We start from the raw sequence: 21,642 nt of genomic DNA on the forward strand, positions 1-21,642 counted from the left end.
GGCGGCCCGGGCGCCATGTGGTTACTCTTTCACGACGCCTGTCGCGAGTGTGTACTCGTCGGTACGCGCAACATAGCTCAGGCCTTTGCGTGCAGCCCAGGTATTGACCTGAAAGTGCGTCGGAATGATCGCAACGTTCTCGATTGCCCGCTCCGTCGCCTGTGCCAGAAGGTCCTGACGTTTCTCGTCATCCACCGTGCGCAGAGCCTCCTCGATCAGCGCATCGGTCTCAGGATCCGAATGGCGACCGCGGTTCGATGAGCCAAAACCGGCATCCTTGTCATAGGTGTGGATCAGCGACTTCAGCGGCGAAGACGCCTCGCCGGATCCGGCACCCCAGCCGACAAGAATGAAGCTGAATTCAGGCAGACCCTCGGGTGACCCCTTGGACGCGCGCCCGAAATAGACCGAACGGGGCATCGTCTCGACCGCAGTCCTGATACCAACGCGCGTCAGCATCTGGGCGATCGCCTCGGCGATCTTGGCATCGTTGATGTAGCGGTCATTCGGCCCATGGATTGTCAGTTCGAACCCGTCAGGATAGCCGGCCTCTGCCAGAAGCGCCTTTGCGCCTTCCGGATCATAGGCGACGACATCGAGTTTGTCCGATACGCCAAAGAACCCTTCGGGCAGAAGCTGACCTGCGGGTAGCGCCACACCTTCCATGACCCGGTCCACGATGGCGTCACGGCTGATGGCCATGCTGATCGCCTTGCGGACGCGGACATCCATCAGCGGGTTCTTGATGTCACCGCCCCCGTTGGCTTTGACAAATGGTGAGTTTTCGCGGAACTGGTCCATGTGCAGATAGATCACGCGGTTCGATACACCCTGGCTGAGCTGGATGTCGGCATTGCCCTCGAGGGTCGCAATATCGGTTGTCGGAACACCCGAGATCATATCGACGTCGCCGGCAAGAAGAGACGCTACCCGGCTCGGGCCGGATGTGATCGGGCGAAATTCAACCTCGGACCAGGCAGGTACGTCACCCCAGTAATCATCGTTGCGCACCAGAACGATGCTTTCGCCCGGTGTGTAGCTCTGGAATTTGAACGGGCCTGTCCCGACAGCGGCAGTGCCGGCATTGAAATCCTCGGTTGCGGAATTGCAGCCCAGTTCCGAAATCACCGGGATCGTTGAGATGTCATTGCCCATCAGCGGGTAAGGCGCTTCGGTCTTGAAGTGCACTGTGTAGTCATCAATCTTGATGACTTCTTTACCCTTGAGATAGGTGCCATATCCCGACGGTGAGTTCGGAACATCGGGTGCGCGCTCCATCGTGCAGACCACATCGTCGGCCGTGAAATCACTCCCATCGTGGAATTTGACACCTTCACGCAGCTTGAATTCCCACGTCAGATCGTCGACCGGTTTCCAGGACACGGCAAGGCCCGGCGACAGGCGCTGCTTTTCGTCCTGCGCGATAAGGCGGTCAAAAATATGCACCGACATTGCATTGTTCGGACCAAGGTTATGGAAATGCGGGTCCAAAGACGTCGGCTCGGACGCAAGACCGATTGTCAGTTTCTCGGCCAAAGCGGCACCGGCTCCAAAAGCCAGAATGCCGGCAGCGACCGCTGTCGCAGCTGTGAGTTTCCTCATCAAAAAAGACTCCCTGTTTGCATGGCGCCTGCGAACTGCCGAATCTCTCGCCGGTTCTGCGCCTTATGGTAAAATGCTATCTACCGCAAAAATCATTGCCAATACCGATTGCTATGCATATTGGCATAGATCAACCCAGGTAATTGCAATTGCCTCGGACGTTGTGAAAGGAAATTAGCTGCACCATGACGGAACACCGGCACAGACTGCGGGAGTTTGAATCCCTGCGCGCCGTCATCACAGCAGGCACCACAATCGGCGCAGCCCGGCGGCTCGGGATTTCTCAGTCGGCTGTCAGCCGGTCTCTGTCGCAACTGGAGGCCAGGGTAGGACGGTCACTTTTCCTGCGCCGCTCCGGACGAATAGAGCCAACCGATGAAGCACTGCGGCTGAATGAAAAGCTCGACCCTATATTTGAAACGCTGGCGGACATCGAAGGCGCGGAATGGGCCACACCCGATGACGAACCCCTGCGGCTGATCGTACCGCCGACACTGGCCCATCACTTTGTGATCTCAAGGGTTGCGAGTTTTCTGAAAAAGAACCCGGGCACGAAACTCCAGCTGGATATTCAGGCAACGGACGTGCTCGTGGCCGGTATCCTCGACCTTCGATACGATCTGGGGCTGACCAGCGCAATGATACAGCGGTCCGGCGTACATCTGGTGCCGTGGCGCCGCAGTCAGGTTGTCTGTGCCATGCCGACAGACCACCCGCTCTCCGAAAAGCGGGTGGTGACGCCACAGGATCTCGAAGGTGTTGCACTGGTTGAATTTCTGCGCAGGCTGGGCACCCGGGCAATCACCGAGCAGATCTTTGCCCGCGCCGGCGTTCACCCCAGACAGGTCGCGGAGACTGCGACAAACATGGCCGCGCTCGAACTCGTGCGCGAAGGTCTGGGCGTGACGCTCATCAATCCGTTTCCACTGTTGTCTTCCGGCCTTGAAGGTATCGTGGTCCGACCCTTTGATGCCGCCGTTTTTTACGACACGAGCTTTGTCCTGCCTTCCGGACGGCCGCCATCCCAGCTCGCGCGTCAGTTCATGCGGTTCGTCAAACTGACGACACCGGGCGACAGATACTCCGAGCCGGTCTAGACCGACGGATCGGCCGGCCATTCTGTATCCTCGTCCATCGGGAAATTCGGGCGCGGCAGATGCGCGAAGGGCCAGCGGTCGTGAACCGGCGATGTCAGACCTGCCGTGTCGATCTCATAAACCTGCGCAGGCGCAAACCAGCCGGAGAACCCGGCGCGAAAGTGACCCCGCGATTTGACAACAACCGTTCGCGCCGCAGCGATATCGAGGCCGAACATGTGGAAGAAAACCGGATCAGCGGTTTGCGTTCTGTCGGTGATCACCACAACCGTGATGCCCCCAATGCGAAGTGCCGCAGATGGTCCCAGCACCAGTTTTCGACCGGCTGTCATGCCCCTTTCCCCGACCACATCGCCGGTGTGCAGTGCCAGGACTTCGGCATCCGCATCAAACGGCGCATCCCATCTTGCCCAGGGCACCGACGTATCGCATGACCGGTTAAAGCGCGCTCTGAAGCGGTTGCCGACGCCTGCGCTATGGGCCTCGCGGGCAAGTTCAGGATCGCAGAACGACCCGATCAGGCAATCAGACACATCTGCCCGGTACAGCGCCGCAAGCAGCTCGGTGGTGCGACCGCTTCCGCCGCCGCCGGGATTGTCCCCGGCATCTGACAAAATTACGGGCTTTCGCCTGTCTTCACAGGCCAGTGTCACGGCGTCATTCACAGATGTCAGCTGACGCACGAAGTCCTTACGCAAGGACCAGGCCATTTCCGCCAGTTCTGTTACCAGAGCTTCGGCGCACTGCCTGTCTTCGCGTGCTGTTACGACAATACTCAGGCCGTTGTCGGGTGTGTCCGAAAACAGGAAATTGCCGAAAACAGAGACATTCAGGATGTCGCTGCGGTACTCAGCCTGTCTGCGCTGGCCATGGTCGATCAGCGTTCCATAAGGGTGTTCAGCACTCAGAAGAGTGACCGAGGCGGGAACAAGCGGCAGCTTTGCATGCGCGACTGCCGGTCGAATGCCTGTCGCCAGAATGCGCCGGAGCGAAAAGGCGGCTTCCTCGCCACGCTCGATCTGGTCGACATGAGGATTTGTACGATAGCCCACAATCAGATCACAGGAACTGACCATACGCCCGGAGATATTCGCGTGAAGATCGAGTGTCGCAATCACCGGAACGTCCGGGCCTGCAACGGCGCGAATGCGCGACATCAGCAAACCGTCAGGATCATCATCGTGTTCGGCGACCATGGCTCCGTGATTGCAGATGTAGACAGCGTCCACCGGTTCAGCAGCGCGCAGCATCTCTTCGCATGTCGCAATAATCTCTTCGATTACCGCAGCGCGCACAGGTCCCGCGGGATGACTTGCCGCCAGCAGGCAGGGCACCGGCGTCCAGTCTCCCGTCGCATCCATGGCACGGACAAAAGCCGCAAATTCTGTCGCCAACTTCGGCGCACCGGACCTGGCCTCGGCCATCAGATCCTCGCCTGCCAGCCATGTCAGCGATGTGAAATCTTCTTTCTCAGCGGGCGGAGCAAAGCGGTTGGATTCAAGTATTGCGCCAAGCAGAGCGACCCTGGGCCTGGCCATGGTTTTGTCCCTTTCTTCAGGATACGTAGCGAACAAACAGGAAGACCCGCGCCGGATCAACACATCATCCGGCCTGCAGGTACCCCGGAAAAGCGGCCATGAGGCTGGGAGCATCACGCCGCCCGCTTCGAAACAGTGCAGAAATTCTGACCCGCGCAACCGAACGCAGCAAGAGTAAAACACGTTCTGGCCTCCGACCGTGCAGGTCGGGCAAACCTGTCGGGAAATCACCTTGCTGACGAACTCGGGGGCTGAAGGTGCAGCGCAGATAACCAGCTTCTCGGCGAATGACGGATCGGGGCATACCTGATACACTGCACCGCAGAATTGCCGGGGCGCGAGAATGATTACACCAGAATTTGCCAGAACGATGGCACGCTACAACCGCTGGCAGAACCGCTCGTTGCTGAAGGCTGCAAACGGATTGTCGGACCAGGCGCGCTGGCAGGATGGAGGGGTTTTTTTCCGGTCTGTCGCTGAAACGCTGAACCACATCCTCTGGGATGATCGCGTCTGGCTTGCGCGTTTGCGGGGCGATGACGACACAGCCAGGCAGATCGGAGACGGCCATCCCTACACCGGAAACCCCCGTCACTGGCGAGAGTTCATGAGAGAACGGGTCGCGCTGGATGACGAGATTGTCGCACTGGCCGACGGCCTGACGGAAGAGGATATCATAAGACCGGTAGCCTGGGTCAGAGGTTCAGAGCCGGCGGAGACCAGTTTTGGCTTTAATTTCGCGCACATGGTAAATCACCAGACCCATCACCGGGGCCAGGTCCATGCGCTCCTGACGCGGGCCGGTGCGCAGCCAGAGCCAACTGATCTTCAGATGCTCTATGCAGCCCGGACTGACAGCAGCTTTCTGCAAGAAATTAAGTCAGCGGGTTGACCTGGACTGTTATCCGCGGCACTCCGGCGTCAGTTGCGGATTGCGCGTGCCTGGGCAAATGACAAAAGGCGCCGGGACTCCTCGTCCCACAGATGCAACCGTGCATTCCGGAGGCTTTCCCGGATGGTCATGCGGTTGATATCCACCAGTTCTTCATGATCGCGCAGCACTTCGGGCAGCCGATAAAACGGAATGCGGCTGTTCACGTGATGAACATGATGGATGCCAATGTTCGCGCTCAGCCACTGCAGCACCCGCGGCAGCACGTAATGTGAACTCCCCTCCAGCGCCGCATCATGCAGTTGCCAGTCTTCGTCCGCATCCCAGTGGGTCGTCTCGAACTGGTGCTGCACGTAGAACAGCCAGACACCCGCGGTTGCCGCCAGCAGCGTGGTGGGCAGGAAGATGAGCAGGATCGGCATGGCCCCGCCAAAATAAAACATCACGCCCAGCGCAGCGAAGATCGCAGCATTTGTGCACAGAGCGCTGACCCAGAAACCGACTTTGTCCATGAACCCCAGGGGTAGCCGGTTCTGGATGAAAAACAGGTACCCCGGTCCCAGGCAGAAAAGCACGATCGGGTTGCGGTAAAGCCGGTACATCAGACGCCCGAACGGCGTCCGTTCCTGATATTCGCGCACGGTCAGCGTGTGGATATCGCCCATACCGCGCCGACCAAGATTGCCCGAAGAGCCGTGATGCATAGCATGGGACCGCCGCCAGACGTCGTAAGGCGTAAGCGTCAGGACACCGATGACCCGCCCGATCCAGTCACTGAGCGTCTTGTTCTCGAAAAAAGACCCATGCCCGCAATCATGCTGGATCGCGAAAAGCCGGACCAGGAAAGCGGCATTGAGAAAAGAAATCGCAATCGCCAGCCAGGCACTGACTGATAAAGACCACCAGGCGAGCGCCCACAGCAGCAGAAACGGCCCCGCCGTTACTGCAAGCTCGAGCGCGCTGCGGGACGCGTCGGGCTTTCGGTAACGTGAAAGGATTTTAACCCACTCTGGCGCGTGCGTCTTGCCGGCCGCGTTTTTAGCTTCGTCAGATTGATCGAACATCGGCCTGCGTTTATTATTGTTTGTCGCCGACGTTAGAATACATTTAGCACCTTTTGGCAATTGAACTTCTTGTGCGCCGTCCCGGCAACCTTCAGATGCCGGCGCCAACGGACATTCGCCACCCCGGCAAAATTGTACCCGGCACAGCACCTGTGGCACAGGGCATTCGGCAGAACCGGCTTTGCATCTGTTTCATGGAGGTAAAGCCTGATCGCTGGTCCGCGCCTTATAACATAACGCCAATTGAAAAGGTTTCAGACTTTCAGACAACCGTCCACAAACAGGCGCAGTACAGGACCTTTTCGGACCTTCACTGGAGCGAAGAGAAAAAACCGGATGTGCGCCTGTCCCAGTTCATCTGGTTCTGGCAACGGCACAGTATTTTCCCTGCCCGACAACGCGCGGTTATAACGCTAATCTGACTGATATTGCGCCAGCATCTGCGAAACAACCGGCCCGCGCAGAACCTGCGCGGCGGGTCAGCACGTCCGTTTGCACCACCTGTCATGCGCGCGCAATGCCCGTCTGAACAGGCTCATAAAGCTGGTGCAGACGAATCACACTCCGCCAGGAGCTGGCCCTGAAACTCTGTAAAATTGTTGACACAGGTTAACTATTTGCGCTGAATTCCATCTATTGGAGAATAACGATGCCTTATTTCAACAAATTCGGGCAGACCTTTTTTCATCTGGTTTCGGTATTTTTATTCTGGTTTGCTGCAACGGAAACATCGGCTCAGACCTCGCCTCACAAGGAGCTGATTGAGCAACTGAACAAGGTTGCCGCCGGGCTGGAGGAGGCGGGCGAAGCGGATGCGGCTCTGCGGCAGTCTCTGGTGCAGCTTTCTGCACGGATCGACACCGCCCTTAACCCGACTGCAGAGGAAGTCAGTACCTCACTGAACCAGACAGCAGCGGCAATTCGTGGCAATCTGGACAACGAAGGTATCTCTGACGCCGTCGCGGACCTTCGGGCCGCGGTATTTGACTATGAGGACGCGCGCAGGGATCAGTTCCTTGGCATGCTGGCTGATACGGTCCTCGCGCATACTGCAAACGGTGTGGCATTTGTCAGCGATGGCACCCGATCCAAAGTCAGGACACTGGAAAGCGTGATCGGCCAGCTCGATCTGCTGAGCATTCAGGACAGTATTGCCGCGCGTGCCACAACACTTGCGGGGATGATCGAACTCAGCGGACCTGTTGCGAACGGGACGGCCGCAATTCCGGCACTGACCAGTCTCCGGAAAGTTCTGGAAAGCATCGACCGCAATCTTTTTTATTCCGCACTCGACAACCGCGTTGCCCTGATGGACGAACTGCTGAAACCGCCCGCAGAAATCACAAAGGTGCTGCGGCTGAGTGATATCGCGAAACTGACTGATCTGCGGGCGACAATTGATGCGGTAGTGCCCGGCGACAAAACGCAGAAACCGGGTGTATTCATCATTTCTGCGCGTTATGGCCGGCTGTCCGGTCCCGCAAACGGCGGGTCCTGTGACGTACGCGCCGCGATGGCAAAACAGTGCCACGGCAACATCTCGTGTTCTTTGCCGACCGCCGGGACCGGCGCTTTCTGCGGCGGTGAGGATCCTGCACCCTTTGCGGAATCGCGGCACAAGGGCACGTCGGTAACCTATGCCTGTCTGAACCTGACAGACCAGCAGTGGACAGAACAGTTTTCGAGACGCCCTTCTTCTTTTCAGGGAATTACGCGCCACGACGTCCTTCGGTCAGCAGGGGATGCGATCCAGTGCGGCTTTGAATAACAGGCAACTGAGGTGGGAGAACGCTATGCGGTCCGGTAATTTAAGGAAGTTCGGAGCTTTTGCAGGGCTTTTCGTCCTGCTGGCCTGCTCGGCCCTGCCACAGAAAGACCTCCAGGTCGAATACTTCGAGGCCGTTCGCGAACTGGGCCTCACCCCTGTCTATCCCCCGCGCGAAGAACTGCAGGTGGGCGATGTGTTCTTTGTGTCGACAAACCCGTCCGCACCAAATGACGCCACCCAGACTGTTCAGGTCTGGATGGGCACCGTCCAGGCGATGCGGAAAGAAGCCAACGATTACCTGAAATCGCGCATCAATTTCACCAATACTGACACGACATCAAACAACGGCAGTTTTGACCTGAAACCCAGCCAGGCAGATTTCAGTTCCGGCGTCGTCACGCTGAACAATGGTGCGCGCACGACGCTGCCGCTGGTCACCTTCCCGACGATTACGGGGTCCGCGTCCTCCGGTGGCGCTCTGGGCAGTTTCGGTTTTCTCAGCTCCTTTGGTCTCTCATTCGGACGCAACGAAAGCGTGAATATCGACTTTAAGGACACCCGCGCCTTTGGTGTCCCGCTGGGTGCTGTGAGATCGTTTTCAGCCGTGCAGAAAGAATATGTCGCGAATATCTGCCCCCATGCGCAGAACGCCGTCGCCCTGGCAGAAGGCATTGCAGCCGGCCGGCCGGATATCCCTGAAGACATGTGCGATCCGACAAGACGGTGCCAGTTCCAGATCGTGACACGCACCATCCAGACCCGGCAGATTGACTATCGCTACAGCAGCGCGCAGATCGCGCGGCTCGCGGCCAGCCGCCTCAATGGTGTTCCGGCAGGTGATACGCCCGAAACCACGCTCCCTGTGCCCGGAAATGTGGATCTGAACATTACGCTTGGTGAAGATGCATCCTCTTCCAGCCTGGAAAGCCTTGTGCGCGCACTCGAAACCAGTGCCAACGCGGATGGTGCAGCCAACGAAACAGACGGCGTGTCCTTTGTCGGGCTGCAGGGGAACGCGCTGAAATTCGAACGGGTGCTGCAGAAGCCGGTGGCTATCGCCTATGAATCTGTCAATCACAATCTCGATGGCGACAGCATGTCCTGCAATCTGAAAATCGTGCACGACGGATAAGGCATGAACCGGACGCCGGTTGTGACAGACAAACCGGACCGGCCAGTTGCACCGACAGGAGGTCAGAATGAAAACGCCACGGACCCGTCCCATGCAGATCACAATCGAACTCGATGACGAGGGAAATCCTGTCAGTGCCGAGGTCGGGGATCCGCGGACGCAGAGTATCATCAGCACCGCCGGTACCCCTTCGCTGACGACACCAAAAAGCAGACGCAAAAAACGCAGCAGTATCATCCGCGTCGGTGGTGGTGGAACTGAGCCATCCGAGGGCGTACCCGACAGTGTCAGCGGTGGCGGTGACGGCAGCACGCTGAGCATTATTGTGGTCAACCCGGAACCGGATGACGACGACGGCGTGCCGGATGGCGCATCGGGTGGCGGATGGGGCGCACCTCTGGATATCCTGCCCGGCGCTCCGGACCGGGCGGCAGTTCCTCTGCCTGCCCGGATGCCGCCAGTCGCCGATGGTCGTTATGCGGGCGGCAATTCCAGACTTGTGCTCGAACTGCGGGTTGATTTTGGCGGTTCAGGTGTCATCTCGGGCGATCTGATGGGGACGCGGTTCGGCGGAGAGGACTATCTCGCTTCCTTCCGCACAACGCCCGGTATCACACCAGAGCCAGGCCGCGCGGTCGGCTGGCCTGCGGACTTCTGTTCCCGCGACAAACGCACCGCACGCGGCGTTGTCTGGCTGCGGCCATCGCTCGCGCAGGACACCGTCGTTATCGCGCTGCGGATCGACGATGTGCTCGCAGGACTGCCCGCGCATATGGTGTTCGAAATGACGGCCGAATGGCAGTCACAGTATCTGCGCCGGATCGGAATAGAAATGGAGAAGGAAGACGGGACGCAGCCCCCGCCGTCCTGGAACTTCGGACACCGCCGTGTGACATGGCGTACCGCCCTGCAGGATGCGGGGTTTGACGTTGTGGATACAGGCATACGCAACAGGATCCCCGAGCAGAAGGAAGGCTGGGGACAGTCCGAACTGCATACGCTGATGACTGATCTGGCGGATGCCGGCCTGACCGGTCCCGCGTGGCGACAACAACTCCTGTGGCTTGGCCGCCCCAAACGGGAGCGTCTTCTGGGGGTGATGTTTGACACTTCTGCACAGCTGCCACGCCAGGGGTCGGCAGTGTTTGAACGCGAGATCAGAGAATGGGTCACAGATGCGCCGGACAGAAAAGTCATACAGACAGCGGTTCATGAAATCGGGCACGGGCTGAATCTGTCACACCGGTTCGGGCCCGATGTGGGCCATGCAGATTCGACATCTTTCATGAACTACCCCTGGCAATACCAGGGCGGCGGGCGCGAGGACGGGTACTGGGACCGTTTCGCCTTTGCATTTGATGCCGATGAACTGGAATTCCTGCGTCATGCACCGCGTAACCAGATTATCCCCGGTGGCGACCCGTTTCATTCGGCAGATTACTGGAGTCGCGCGTCGCGGGGCTATACTCCTTACGCATCAGATGCGCCCGTTGGCGGGCTCCGCCTCGAGCTTCTGCCACCTGACCCGGACAGTGGAATGGGAGCATTCAGGTTCGGACAACAGGTCTTTCTGGAAATCCGTGTTACCAACACCGGCACGGAGCCCGTCCCCCTTCAGAAACGCCTGCTCGATCCTAAGGGCGGTTTTCTGGGTGTCCGGATTGAAAAGTCCGGCCGGGGCGCCACAGCAGACAGCCGTGCGCTGCATTTTCACCCGATCGTGTCACGCTGTTTCGATCTGAGCAATCTGGCAGACAGCCGGGAAGATGAGACCACCCAGGTGCGCGTGCTGGCGCCGGGTGCGTCCCACAGCGAGAACATCAACCTGACATTCGGGGCGGACGGGTTCAGTTTTGCCGAACCCGGTCACTACACGGTCCAGGTTTCCGGCACGTTTTTCATCAACACCGGCGACGCTGACCCGTTCAATGACAAAGAGGCTGTTACCGCATCAAACGTCCTGCCCGTATTTATCGCCCGCCCCCATTCGCCGGACGAAGAGATCGAGGTCGAGACCATATTGATGCGCGAAGATGTCGGGACCTTCTTTGCTCTTGGAGGCTCTGCTGTTCTTGAAAAAGCACGGGACGATCTTGAAGCCGTACTCGACCGAAGAATGGGACGCGCCAAAATTCCGTCAGACCCCGTGGCCGCCAATATCATGCGTTGCTTCGGGATCGACGAACAGCGCAAATACCGGCGGTTTGACGGTAAAAAACTGCGATACCTGCGCAGTAATCTGAGCAAGGCAGCCGAGCATCTGCGCCGGGTACAGCGGGCGGGCGCGGGCGTATTTGACCGCGAAACCCGCGCCGGCACCGGGCGGCTTCTTGAGAAACTCGAAAAAGAGCTGAAAAAATAAGTTCGAAACCGCGGTCAGATCCGGGCTATCTGCCCGTTCAGGCCGATGGAAATTCTGTCGCCTGTCTGCCAGGGCGGATCAGCCACCACCAGAACCGGGAGCGTGGGCAGGCCCATCTGACCAGCAACAACCACGCCGATCGGCAGTATCGCGTCCCGCGCGCCCAGGAGAAGCGCTGCAGGCGCTATTCCTGCACTGATCAGTTCCAGCATAACAGCAGATGAGCTGCTCGATCCGACCAGACCGGGCACGATCAGGGCCTTGCCCGCCACAGATTCCCCCTGCTGTGGGTGCCCGGCCAGCGTAATCAGCGCCGTCGCCGGATCGATCCCACCCCAGAAACTCAGCGGTTCGGTCAGCCGGAGCACCCCGGCCACCGCAGAGCCCGCGCAGAGTATGTGCATTGAGCGGGTCATCTGTCACCCTGCCCCGGTCTTCTGACGTGCCCCTGCTGTGCACTGGCGACGCATTCGGCAAGTGTTCCGAAAACCGGCAGATGGCCTGTGTTCCCCATGGCGTAGTGTGCAAATTTGGCGGAATTGGTCATCATGACACCGGGCTTTGCGGGAAGTACCGGCGTGACGACAACACAGGTATCGGTCACGATTTCCACGCCAAGGCTGACGAGCGCAAGATCCGTACCGTCCGCACCCAGCGCCTTCAGCGTATGCCGGCCCATACAGATATAAAAAGGAACAGCAAAACTGCGTCCGCCGGCGAGGGCCAGGACGCTCCGGCATTCGGCTTCGCTGAAATGCGGACTGCCAACGGCGACGCAGTCGATCGGGCCGTCAGAAACCATACTCAGGTTGCGCCGCACATCTGCCATCATCTCAGCTGTGATCGTCACGGTTGCCTCGGGCTCATTCCCGCCAAGCGCTGTATCCAGATCCGGGGCCTCGGGTGTGACGCCAACCAGATGCACGAGGGCCACAGCGCCGGTTGACGCGGCAGCGGCGCAAAGAGCCTTGAGTTTGTCTTCGTCCGCGTCCCGCGGCAGCCCGGTAACAGCACAGACTGTTTCGCCCGCCAGCCTGCCGATCAAAGACCCCAGCACCGGATAAAATGCACTGTCCTGCGTGACTGCGGCAGGCAGCAATGACGTATCCAGAACCAGCCGGGCGTATCGGTTTTCGGCAATGTGCAGCCCGTAAAAGGGCGCCTTTCCGGATATGGCGCAGGCAATGTCGAGAAAATCGCCATACCTGTTGGTCCGGGCGCCAAGAACGGTATTGGCAAAAGCAACGGCATTGGATTCACCCCAGGCAATCTGCTGTCCGGCTTCCGGTCGTGCTCCGGCCTGATACGGTGCACAGGTCCAGCTCGGGCGGCAACCGAGTTTTTCATGTGCGACCATAAGGCGGAAAGCCATCTTTCGCGCCGCAGACGACAGTCTGCACTGATCGGGGCGTAACAGGTTCAGCGCACCGACATTTGTGGTGGCAGGCACGCGCACCTGTGCCCCGCCGGACACAAGTTTTTCACAGTAAGTGACCCCGGCATTGCCGTGGAAAAGGCATCCGTCGATATGACCGGAATGAATGCGGATCAACCTGTCAGCACCGAGCATCGCTGCAGCTTTTGTCACCAGCTCAAGTGCCATACGCTCTCCGGTCGAGCCGGTTTCGCCCGCAAGAACCGCCCTGTCGGTTACTGAAAGTTTCATCTGGCCCCGGCGTCCATCAGTCAGGTGAGTTCAGTCTGGGCTGCGGCAGGCTTGATACTCAAGAAAAACTTTGCAGACCCGACCGGCAACCGGGCGTCAGCCATGAATTGGTCATGACACATCATCCGTCTTCCGGACCCGATATCTCCGGGGGCAAGGCAGGGTCAGATTGCGTTCCCGCACCCGACAAGTTGATGGCCAGCGGATACGCAGTAACAGGACCTTTTTGGCGATTGTCCGATTGTAATTCGCGTTGTTGAGCCAGACGTTGGGCCAGGAATTCTTCATTCTGCTCCCGCATCCGGATAACAATCCGGACCCGGTCAGATGCGATGATTGTACGGTGCTTTTCTGACGGTGCACCCGCTCCCGGTATTTTGCGCGTCAGGAACCGACAATTCTTCTCGCCGGAACCAGTTTCTTCGCAAACCCTGCTTTTCTGATCGTGTCTGCGCCCCGCATCGCCTTCCACGATGAATTCGTCCCTGAAAACCGGTGCACAATTTCCTGTCCAGGTGTCTTTACAGTGACCGGGCCGCTTCAGAGGTGGTTTCCACCGGTGATTCAGCCCCAGGCTGCCTCGCCAGGCCTGACCTCTTCAACGATGATCCATCTGGTGCCCGCATTGTCGTTTCAGAAACCACTGTTGAGCAAAGTCACGGCTGGACCATGAAACGTTATTCGACTACACCACGATCATCGAAACTGTCCCGAGAAGGACCGGATCCATGGTTTTCCCGTCGCAGGCCTGAGTGCCGCCTGAACATTCAGCGCAGAGCTGAACCACGCGATTTTTTCGCCGGTTGAACGTCCGGCAGGTGAACCATGACTTACATTTCTTTTACTCCTGCAGCGTCCACACGCGCTGAAATCTGGCCCCTTCTGCGGCTTGCCGTGCCTTTGATTGTGGGCCTCGCGGCGGCCCTTCTTATCGGTGTGGTTGACACTGCCATGATCTCACCGCTGGGGACCGTGCCGCTGGCTGCAGCCGGCGTTACAACAGCCGTACTGATCATCATGATTTCTGCTCTGTGGGGCGTGGTGACCGTCATCTCGGTCCAGATCAGTCAGGCTGAAGGTGCCGGGGACCCCGCCCGGGTTGCGACGGTGTTGCGGGGTGGCCTGATGCTCTGTCTGCTCGGCGGCACGGCTGGCGCACTGTTGATGATCGCGCTCTACCCGCTTCTCGGCCCACTCGGACAACCCCGTGATGTTCTGGCCATCCTGCCGCCGTACTGGGTATCCATGGCGGTCTGGATTGTGCCCTTCACGCTGTTCTTTGGTCTCAAGGCGTTGTTTGACGCGGTTGACAGACCCTGGACGGCCGTTGGTCTTTCCTATCTCGGCGTTCTGATCAACGTGCCCGCGAATTATGCACTTATTCACGTCCTCGATCTTGGAATTCTGGGGGCCGGGCTTGCCAGCATACTGTCACAGAGCATATCGCTGCTCGCCGCCTGGCTGGTGCTCATCCGGTCACCTGACCTTGCGGCCTTCCGGCAGGCCGTATCAGTGCCGTGGTCTGACATCCGGAAACAGTGCAGAGAAGCCTTGCCCCTGTGTCTGGGATATGCCGGTGAGGGCGGCGCATATGCCATTGTCGGCCTGATGATCGGATGGCTTGGCGCCGAAGCGCTGGCCGCTCATCAGATCGTCAACGCAATCGGCGGTCTGGCCTATATGATCCCGCTGGGTATGGCCGGTGCGGCCTCAATCCGGGTTGGTCTGGCAGTTGGTGCGGGCAACCGGCACAGACTGCGTCCGATCCTGAAGGCCTCTTTTCTGATCGTCACCCTCTGGCAGCTTCTGGCTGCAGCTTTTTTTGTCGCCACGGGGCGTATCCTGGCCGAAAGCATGTCCAATGATCCGGCTGTCATCGATCTGGCCGTGACGCTTTTTGTCATTGTTGCGGTACTGCAGGTTGCCGATGGCATTCAGGGAACGGCGCTTGGGGCACTGCGCGGGATGTCAGACATGAACCTGCCAACCGTTATCACACTGGCGGCATACTGGCCGCTCGCTTTGCCAGCCAGTTACCTTCTGGGTTTTGTGCTTGATATGGGCGCACCCGGCGTATGGATCGGTTACATGATCGGACTGACGGTCGCGGCCGCCATTCTGCCGTGGCGCTTCTGGCGGCTGACGGGCTGAGCCGGGGCCCGAAGGGAGGCTATGTCTCGTATGCCATACAAGATGAAACGGGCTGACCCTTTTCATCGGATGCCTGTTCGCAGGTTGTTGATTGCCGCCAGTCTGGGAGGATCACCTCAGGAACTGCTGATACAGGAGAAAGGCAGCCAACAGTACGAGGACAGCTCCAAGTGTGCGATTGAACAGCATTCTCCGCTCGGATGTGCTGAGAAAGCGTTCGATCTGACTACCGAATACCGACCAGCTCCCGATGCCGAAGAAGCAAATAACACAATAGAGAAACACAAAGAAATAGAGTGCGGAACGACTCTGATCGAGTTCAAAAAGACCAACTGCTGCGATGCAGGCCCCCCACGCTTTGGGATTGAGCCATTGCAGGGCAGCGCCCTGCCAGAAGTTTGGTTTGGGTTGCTCGCTCCTTTCCAGCGCGCCGTCAGATGTCAGTAGTTTGTATCCGAAATATACGATCAATGACGCGCCGAAGAAGGTCAGTGCGTCGATGACCCCTCCAAACTGCTCTTCGATTACGGACAGGCCAACCCCGATCAAGAACAGCAGCAACGTAAACCCGATTGTTGCGCCGGTTACAAACCCTGCTGCACTGCGCACGCCATGGTTCAGACCCGTCGAGAGCGTGATGAGGTTTACGGGTCCCGGCGAGATCGACATTGTCAACGCGAAGAGCGCCATCGATATAGCTTGTTCCATAAAAATTCCTTCCCGACCGGTATGTAACTTTGGGAAGTACAACAATCAATTTGACCTATTTTAAAATATAATGAAGCTGTGTTTCATAATGATTGAGCATCTCAAATCTATCGCCGTTTTTGCCGAAGTTGTCCGGGCTGGTCAGTTTCGTGGCGCAGCAGAACGCCTGAACATGACGCCTTCGGCGGTGAGCTACCACATACGCGTTCTGGAAGATGCCATTGGCACCCCCTTGCTTTATCGCTCAACCCGTCGGTTCACTCTGACATCCAGTGGGGAGTTACTCTTCAACTCGGCCGAAGCAATGCTCAATGCCGCTGAAACCGGGTTTGCGGGAGCCCGTCCGTCCGAAAGTGGATTGTCCGGTGTTTTGCGGATCACCCTTACAACCGCGTTATCTCACTCTGTCATTTCAGAGCGAATTACCCGGTTTTCAAAGAAGAACCCTGACCTCAGCCTTGAACTCACCTATGATAACCGGGAAACAGATTTGGTTGCCGAAGGCATAGATGTGGCTTTGCGGATTGGACGGCTCCGAGATTCAAGCCTCCTATGTAAGCACATCTGGGACATGCCTCGCACTTTGGTTGCGAGCCCGGTTTTCGAAGCAGCATATGGACCATTCAGAAGGCCCGCAGACCTGAAGGGCGTCCCATGGATCAGGTTCGCCGGTTTGGAGAAAAGCCGAACGCTCATCGATGAGAAAGGAACCAAATTTCAAATCGAACAGTCAGGTAACCTCTGCGTTAACAGTATCGAGGCTATGGTGGATTTTACACTCAATGGGGCGGGTTTATCTTCGCCGCCTACGCATTTTGTAGCGAAAAATCTTGTGACCGGAGAGCTGATCCGCTGTTTGTCAGACACTCGTATGAGTGATCTTCCGGTGTATGCAGTCTGGCATCGGACTGTGGTTCCAAGCCCGGCAGTAAGAGACTTTATCGACTGCGTGACCGGGCACTGGACTGAGGACCTTGTTGGCGAAGACTAGGCCGAAACGCGCCAGATAACACGCTGGGCAACGCCAGTTTTCAATCGGCTTCATCGACAGCAGCCATTGGCGCGGCCGCAGTGAAAACTCACTTTGGCCGCACAGCAGACGTTCACAGTCGCAAACAGTAAGAGGGGTGAACCTGCTGTTCGCGAACTTTGCTGACCTCCGCTGGACAGGTTCGGATGACGGCCTGTCCTCTGGAGATGGCTTTGGCGGTTCGGAAAGCGGCGTTTACATGAGGTCCATACACCTTTCGACCCCGACGCACTGTGGTCTGGGCCAGACATGGACGATTTCGCAATCGCCACGATCACAGGAACCGCCGCAATCGCGCTGTGGTCGCTGAAGGCATCAAGACGGGGCGAATTCACCGCAGACAGCGGTGGCAGTGTCAGCCGCGTCGGCGCCCGTCCGGATCGAAAGACCGGATTACACTGCGTGGCGTTCAGCGTCTGCAGGAAGCAGATGCGGTCTGCTACGATCGATTGCCAGACCCTGAATGTCAGAACTCGCGCGGCGCGACGCTGAGCGCATCTTTGTCGGAGAAGCGCCCTGCGGCCATTCTTGACCGCAAGAAAAAATACAGCCCCTCGTCAGTGCCAGCAAACGTGGGCCACGCATTGCGCGCCTGGCCGAGCGTCCAACGCGCTGTATTGCGGCCTCGCAGACAAAAAATATCGCTGCAGGCACAGAATTGGGCGTCGACCGAACCTGAGGTTTGCCAGACAAAGTAAGCCTGTGCGGCAGTTGCGCCAAAATCTGTTTCCGGCAGGTCAGCCAGATCAAAAAATGTCGTTTATGTATTCCGCTCATCTTTGAGATGAAGCGCAGGTGCCGACCCATCCTTGTGTTCGCCGAAATAGATTGTCTGGTGCGGATAGGGGATTTCGATGCCTCGCGCATCGAGAACTTTTTTGCACAGTTCATTGTACGCGCGCCCAACGCCCCATTGTTTGCCAGGCACGCATCTGATGCGTGCGCGCAATACGACGGCGCTGTCACCAAGGGCCTGGACCCCGAACCATTCCAGATCGCCCTCGATGAATTCGCCATTTTCCCCTTCGCGCAACTGTTCAAACGCCTCCAGCATGGCTTCACGCCCGTCGTCTATGTTTTCGCGGTAGGCGATACCGAGGTCACAAACATAGTACGAGAAGTCCTTTACATAATTGGACACCATATCAACCGAAGAGAACGGAATCAGATGCACAGTCCCATTCACGTCCCGTAGTGTGATTGACCTGATCGTGAGTTTTTCCGCAGTTCCGGTGGTACTGCCCAGAGTAACCACGTCTCCTACGTTTATCGCGTTTTCGAACTGGATGAACACGCCAGTGATAATGTCCTGGACGAGCTTTTGGGCACCAAAACCAATCGCCAGCCCCAGAACACCTGCAGAAGCGATGAGCGGCGCAATATCGATGCCCATCTCAGCAAGAGCAAACATTGAGATGATCACCATCAGAACAATGGTGGCCGCGTTTCGCAACAGGGTCAGCAGTGTTTTCTCTCTTGAGGTAGGCATGGACCCATATTCGGGGTTCAGCCGGTAATCCACCCATGACACCAGGGTAAGCCATGCCAGAAAGCCAAAAAGCAGGATCAAACCGACGCTGACACTTTTGCCAACAACCCACTTGCCAAAATCGCTCTGCAAGAGGCCACTGAAGTCAATGGCACCTGCAAAATCCAGGGCAAACCCCACTACGAAAATTGAGATGATTGCTCTTACAATACCCAGGATACGTACAAAAAGCGCGTTAACCCGGCCCTCCAGCGAAGGCATGCGGCTGCTGACCACCTCCGGCACGCGCAGCCCACGACTGCCAAATCTGGAAAGCCCTCCCGAAGCGAGCAATCCAAGTGTAATCACTGCAATCACCTGCCCCGTTGTCAGAAGCACCGGCCATATCAGTCCGTCCGGACGGGCTGCGACAATGATGGCGAGGCCCAGCAGATAAAGGACAACCGGAACATACCAGTTCCGGGCAGCAAAACGAATAACACTGGGTTTCTCATCCGGATTTTCGCCAAGAAACCAGACTGCAACGTCTCTCCTGCTTCTCAGGACAAGCGTGAGTGCCATGATGATTGCGACAAACGCGAGAAGGGTCGATATGCCCCGTCCCGCGCTGAACGAGGCCTGCCGGTTAACGATCGGAACGACCAGAAGCTGCCCGTAGCCGATGACTGTTGCAATGCTTCCCAACCAGAACGACATATGTTTCGATGCCGCGTCTGAAATGGCAACGAAGCGCAGCTCATCCGTGCTGGGCGACAGGACCGCGCGAAAGAGCACTTTGGCCAGTCCCACAAGCAGGAACGCATTGAGATAAAGCGACTGCCGGACACCCATCGATCCGGGATCACCGTGAAGATAAAGTGCTGCCAGATACCCGAAACCCCAGGCAAGAATGACCACAAAGGCGTCCATCAGCGTTGTGGCTATTGCGACAGCCAGAGTGCGCAGAAAGTCCCAGTCGTGAGCGCGTGCTCCCATGCTCCGGGAAACCCTCTTCGCAAAATAGCGCAGGACGATATAGCTGATGGTCGTGGCAATGAAGACAACAGCAAGGGCAATCAGTGCATCAGCCAGCGCGGCGAGCTGGTCAGCGTCCAAACTGCCTAACGTTGACGTCACTGACGTAATACCTGCCAGCGCAGACGCAAATGACCCGGCAGCGGTTTCTACAAAACCTGAAGTCAGTCGTGCGATTTGACGTCCGAACGACACCCCTTCCTCTGCTTCGGGAACTGCTTCAGTTGCTGTGGCAACCTCCCTGAGACTCGCGATCAAAGCCTCTCGTGCGCTGTCATCTTCCAGTAGATCGATGAGCTGCTGCGCTTCAGCGGCGGGATCAGCCTCCTGGGCAAAAACCATCCCTGAGAAGACAGTCGTAAAAAAAGCGAACGCAAAGAAAGCCAAGCGCATAAACAGTCTCCAGCCTGCGGTGGAAGATCAAACATCTAGCGCCCTGCAGTGAATTGCACAACCACACCGGAATGTTGGATAACTGCAAAAGCCGAGCGCTGAAAAACAGAAAGACGTTTCAAATGAGCATTCCAAACACAATCTGCGCATTCGATGTCCGGGATGAACGTGCGGGGCCTGTATCAGACGTCACAGCGAATTCTCCAACAGACGGATATCGATGGCTTCACTATGATCTGGCAGAACCGGGTTTGCGAGACTGGCTGGGAACAAGGCTTTCTTCTCTCGCCACCGGCACCTTGATGCAGTCGGAAACACGACCGCGTTGCGAGGTCATGGAAGAGGGTATCATCCTCAATCTGCGTGGCGTGAACCTGAACCCGGGCGCATCACCTGAGGATATGGTCTCCCTGCGTCTGTGGATAACACCGCAGTTGATTGTTTCGACACGTGCACGACAGATATTCGCGGTGGAGGCAATGCGCCAAAGGCTGGAGCAGGGTGATGCGCCGGAGAGTGCCGGGCACTTCGTCGCAAGTCTTGCACAGGGCCTGGCGAAGCGCATCGAAACGGTGTCGCTTGAACTGGAAGAGGCGACAGACAGCCTCGAAGACGCGGTTTTGAGCGAAGGTGCCTCATCAGGCAGTGACGTAGCCCGACTGAGGCAAACAATCATCAAGCTCAGACGGTATATCGCACCACAACGCGAGGCTCTGGATATCCTGTCTGAAGCGCAGACCGACATTCTGAATGAAGACAACCTCGAGCAACTGAGAGAAACAGCAAACCGGACGCGGCGGGCCCTCGAAGAGCTGGATGCCTGCAGAGACCGCCTCAACGTCCTGAGCGACCACATCGAGGCCGCTCAGTCAAACGCGTTGAACAAAAACAGCTATGTGCTGTCCGTGGTAGCGGCGATATTTTTACCTCTCGGATTTCTCACTGGATTGTTTGGGGTCAACGTCGCCGGAATGCCTGGATTGGAAGTACACTACGCGTTCTGGGCGCTTTCGCTCGCATCGCTGGCGATTGGCATCGCTCTGTTTGCCGTGTTCCGGCTTCTGAGATGGCTTTGATGCCCAAAGGTCCGGCACGGGTGGCTCGATTTTCGGCACCTGCGGCGCGCCATGTCAAAAACCCCAGGCACAGCCCGGTCTGATTTCGGCAACTACTGAAAGTCGTCGAAGTGTCCTTCGGGATCGGCCTGTATCCTGAAGAGGTCAGGTATGTCGTATCATGACTTCCTGAGAAATTTTTTTTGGAAAGCTTCTTTGTTTATGAAACGGCGTTGAGAATGAAAGAAACGGCGCAAGAGGATCTTTCAAAAAACGGTTTCGTAACGACCGTCAGTTTTCTTGCAACGGCACAGAAACTGAGCTCTCTTTCGCCATTCAGGACGTGCTACAGACCATAGCGTGAGTTTCTGCACAATAGCCCGCAGACTTCTCGCGGGTTCCCCTTCTCAGCTTTTCTGAAGAACAGTTCAGGTCCGGAGCACCCGGTATGCCAGATCCCCGGCAGGTCGCTGCATGAATGGCGATGTTTTCGCGGGCAAAATCACCGCATTAGGACCAATTATTTTTGAAAATTTTTTGCAGAACATATGGCGGAGGAGGTGGGATTCGAACCCACGGTACGCTTTCACGCACGCCGGTTTTCAAGACCGGTGCATTCGACCACTCTGCCACTCCTCCGGACCGGCTGGTCACGCGCTTTTCGCTGATGAGACCGGTCAG

At 57.6% G+C, this 21,642-nt stretch carries 15 protein-coding genes and 1 tRNA gene; 8 read left to right on the plus strand and 8 right to left on the minus strand.

Going from position 1 to position 21,642, the window contains the following annotated elements; genetic code table 11:
* Positions 1-21: 21 nt before the first annotated feature.
* Positions 22-1,602, minus strand: coding sequence for an ABC transporter substrate-binding protein (locus Q0792_RS17200; protein ID WP_298843642.1), 1,581 nt, complete (start codon positions 1,600-1,602; stop codon positions 22-24).
* 185 nt (positions 1,603-1,787) lie between these two features.
* Between Q0792_RS17200 and Q0792_RS17205 the strand changes: the two genes are divergently transcribed.
* Positions 1,788-2,699 (plus strand): LysR family transcriptional regulator, encoded by a 912-nt coding sequence (locus Q0792_RS17205; RefSeq protein ID WP_298843645.1) that lies wholly within the window; start codon positions 1,788-1,790, stop codon positions 2,697-2,699.
* On the opposite strand, the gene Q0792_RS17210 is transcribed toward Q0792_RS17205, so the two are convergent.
* A complete protein-coding gene (locus tag Q0792_RS17210; RefSeq protein ID WP_298843646.1) occupies positions 2,696-4,237 on the minus strand; it encodes a M81 family metallopeptidase in 1,542 nt (513 codons plus the stop codon). The genes Q0792_RS17205 and Q0792_RS17210 overlap by 4 nt on opposite strands.
* Before the next feature lie 343 nt (positions 4,238-4,580).
* On the opposite strand from Q0792_RS17210, the gene Q0792_RS17215 reads away from it, so the two are divergent.
* Complete coding sequence (locus Q0792_RS17215; protein ID WP_298843648.1) at positions 4,581-5,129, plus strand: DinB family protein; 549 nt, start codon at positions 4,581-4,583, stop codon at positions 5,127-5,129.
* Positions 5,130-5,158: 29 nt separating this feature from the next.
* On the opposite strand, the gene Q0792_RS17220 is transcribed toward Q0792_RS17215, so the two are convergent.
* Positions 5,159-6,193 (minus strand): fatty acid desaturase, encoded by a 1,035-nt coding sequence (locus Q0792_RS17220; protein WP_298843650.1) that lies wholly within the window; start codon positions 6,191-6,193, stop codon positions 5,159-5,161.
* A 649-nt stretch (positions 6,194-6,842) separates the two neighbouring features.
* Here Q0792_RS17220 and Q0792_RS17225 point away from each other — a divergent pair.
* The 3 genes from Q0792_RS17225 (at position 6,843) to Q0792_RS17235 (ending at position 11,455) form a co-directional block, all read left to right on the plus strand.
* Positions 6,843-7,961 (plus strand): hypothetical protein, encoded by a 1,119-nt coding sequence (locus tag Q0792_RS17225; RefSeq protein ID WP_298843652.1) that lies wholly within the window; start codon positions 6,843-6,845, stop codon positions 7,959-7,961.
* Between the two features lie 25 nt (positions 7,962-7,986).
* On the plus strand, positions 7,987-9,093 hold the full coding sequence (locus Q0792_RS17230) for a hypothetical protein (protein ID WP_298843654.1): 1,107 nt from the start codon (positions 7,987-7,989) through the stop codon (positions 9,091-9,093).
* A 67-nt stretch (positions 9,094-9,160) separates the two neighbouring features.
* Positions 9,161-11,455, plus strand: a complete 2,295-nt coding sequence (locus Q0792_RS17235) for a hypothetical protein (RefSeq protein WP_298843657.1) — start codon at positions 9,161-9,163, stop codon at positions 11,453-11,455.
* 14 nt (positions 11,456-11,469) lie between these two features.
* Here the strand turns inward: Q0792_RS17235 and Q0792_RS17240 are convergent, their stop codons facing one another.
* Positions 11,470-11,871 (minus strand): DUF126 domain-containing protein, encoded by a 402-nt coding sequence (locus tag Q0792_RS17240; protein ID WP_298843660.1) that lies wholly within the window; start codon positions 11,869-11,871, stop codon positions 11,470-11,472.
* Entirely contained in the window at positions 11,868-13,121 is a 1,254-nt protein-coding gene (locus tag Q0792_RS17245) for an aconitase X catalytic domain-containing protein (protein WP_298843662.1), read from the minus strand. Before Q0792_RS17245 ends, Q0792_RS17240 begins: the two co-directional genes overlap by 4 nt.
* An 825-nt stretch (positions 13,122-13,946) precedes the next feature.
* On the opposite strand from Q0792_RS17245, the gene Q0792_RS17250 reads away from it, so the two are divergent.
* Positions 13,947-15,272, plus strand: a complete 1,326-nt coding sequence (locus tag Q0792_RS17250; RefSeq protein ID WP_298843665.1) for an MATE family efflux transporter — start codon at positions 13,947-13,949, stop codon at positions 15,270-15,272.
* Positions 15,273-15,383: 111 nt separating this feature from the next.
* Here the strand turns inward: Q0792_RS17250 and Q0792_RS17255 are convergent, their stop codons facing one another.
* A complete protein-coding gene (locus tag Q0792_RS17255) occupies positions 15,384-15,980 on the minus strand; it encodes a LysE family translocator (RefSeq protein WP_298843668.1) in 597 nt (198 codons plus the stop codon).
* An 88-nt stretch (positions 15,981-16,068) separates the two neighbouring features.
* On the opposite strand from Q0792_RS17255, the gene Q0792_RS17260 reads away from it, so the two are divergent.
* Complete coding sequence (locus Q0792_RS17260; protein ID WP_298843671.1) at positions 16,069-16,971, plus strand: LysR family transcriptional regulator; 903 nt, start codon at positions 16,069-16,071, stop codon at positions 16,969-16,971.
* A 799-nt stretch (positions 16,972-17,770) separates the two neighbouring features.
* On the opposite strand, the gene Q0792_RS17265 is transcribed toward Q0792_RS17260, so the two are convergent.
* Positions 17,771-19,906 (minus strand): mechanosensitive ion channel domain-containing protein, encoded by a 2,136-nt coding sequence (locus Q0792_RS17265; RefSeq protein ID WP_298843673.1) that lies wholly within the window; start codon positions 19,904-19,906, stop codon positions 17,771-17,773.
* A 122-nt stretch (positions 19,907-20,028) separates the two neighbouring features.
* On the opposite strand from Q0792_RS17265, the gene Q0792_RS17270 reads away from it, so the two are divergent.
* Positions 20,029-20,982: a zinc transporter ZntB gene (locus Q0792_RS17270; protein WP_298843676.1), complete on the plus strand. Its 954-nt coding sequence runs from the start codon at positions 20,029-20,031 to the stop codon at positions 20,980-20,982.
* Between the two features lie 528 nt (positions 20,983-21,510).
* On the opposite strand, the gene Q0792_RS17275 is transcribed toward Q0792_RS17270, so the two are convergent.
* Positions 21,511-21,600: transfer RNA gene (locus Q0792_RS17275), tRNA-Ser, on the minus strand.
* Positions 21,601-21,642: the final 42 nt, after the last annotated feature.

It is taken from the genome of uncultured Roseobacter sp. (assembly GCF_947495025.1).
In the GTDB taxonomy this organism is placed as follows: Bacteria; Pseudomonadota; Alphaproteobacteria; order Rhodobacterales; family Rhodobacteraceae; genus Roseobacter.

Coding starts and splice junctions, on each gene's coding strand:
- Q0792_RS17210 (WP_298843646.1), bottom strand. CDS start 4,237: ATGGCCAGGCCCAGGGTCGCTCTGCTTGGCGCAATACTTGAATCCAAC.
- Q0792_RS17245 (WP_298843662.1), bottom strand. CDS start 13,121: ATGAAACTTTCAGTAACCGACAGGGCGGTTCTTGCGGGCGAAACCGGC.
- Q0792_RS17200 (WP_298843642.1), bottom strand. CDS start 1,602: ATGAGGAAACTCACAGCTGCGACAGCGGTCGCTGCCGGCATTCTGGCT.
- Q0792_RS17220 (WP_298843650.1), bottom strand. CDS start 6,193: ATGTTCGATCAATCTGACGAAGCTAAAAACGCGGCCGGCAAGACGCAC.
- Q0792_RS17255 (WP_298843668.1), bottom strand. CDS start 15,980: ATGGAACAAGCTATATCGATGGCGCTCTTCGCGTTGACAATGTCGATC.
- Q0792_RS17230 (WP_298843654.1), top strand. CDS start 7,987: ATGCGGTCCGGTAATTTAAGGAAGTTCGGAGCTTTTGCAGGGCTTTTC.
- Q0792_RS17205 (WP_298843645.1), top strand. CDS start 1,788: ATGACGGAACACCGGCACAGACTGCGGGAGTTTGAATCCCTGCGCGCC.
- Q0792_RS17260 (WP_298843671.1), top strand. CDS start 16,069: ATGATTGAGCATCTCAAATCTATCGCCGTTTTTGCCGAAGTTGTCCGG.
- Q0792_RS17235 (WP_298843657.1), top strand. CDS start 9,161: ATGAAAACGCCACGGACCCGTCCCATGCAGATCACAATCGAACTCGAT.
- Q0792_RS17240 (WP_298843660.1), bottom strand. CDS start 11,871: ATGACCCGCTCAATGCACATACTCTGCGCGGGCTCTGCGGTGGCCGGG.
- Q0792_RS17225 (WP_298843652.1), top strand. CDS start 6,843: ATGCCTTATTTCAACAAATTCGGGCAGACCTTTTTTCATCTGGTTTCG.
- Q0792_RS17250 (WP_298843665.1), top strand. CDS start 13,947: ATGACTTACATTTCTTTTACTCCTGCAGCGTCCACACGCGCTGAAATC.
- Q0792_RS17215 (WP_298843648.1), top strand. CDS start 4,581: ATGATTACACCAGAATTTGCCAGAACGATGGCACGCTACAACCGCTGG.
- Q0792_RS17270 (WP_298843676.1), top strand. CDS start 20,029: ATGAGCATTCCAAACACAATCTGCGCATTCGATGTCCGGGATGAACGT.
- Q0792_RS17265 (WP_298843673.1), bottom strand. CDS start 19,906: ATGCGCTTGGCTTTCTTTGCGTTCGCTTTTTTTACGACTGTCTTCTCA.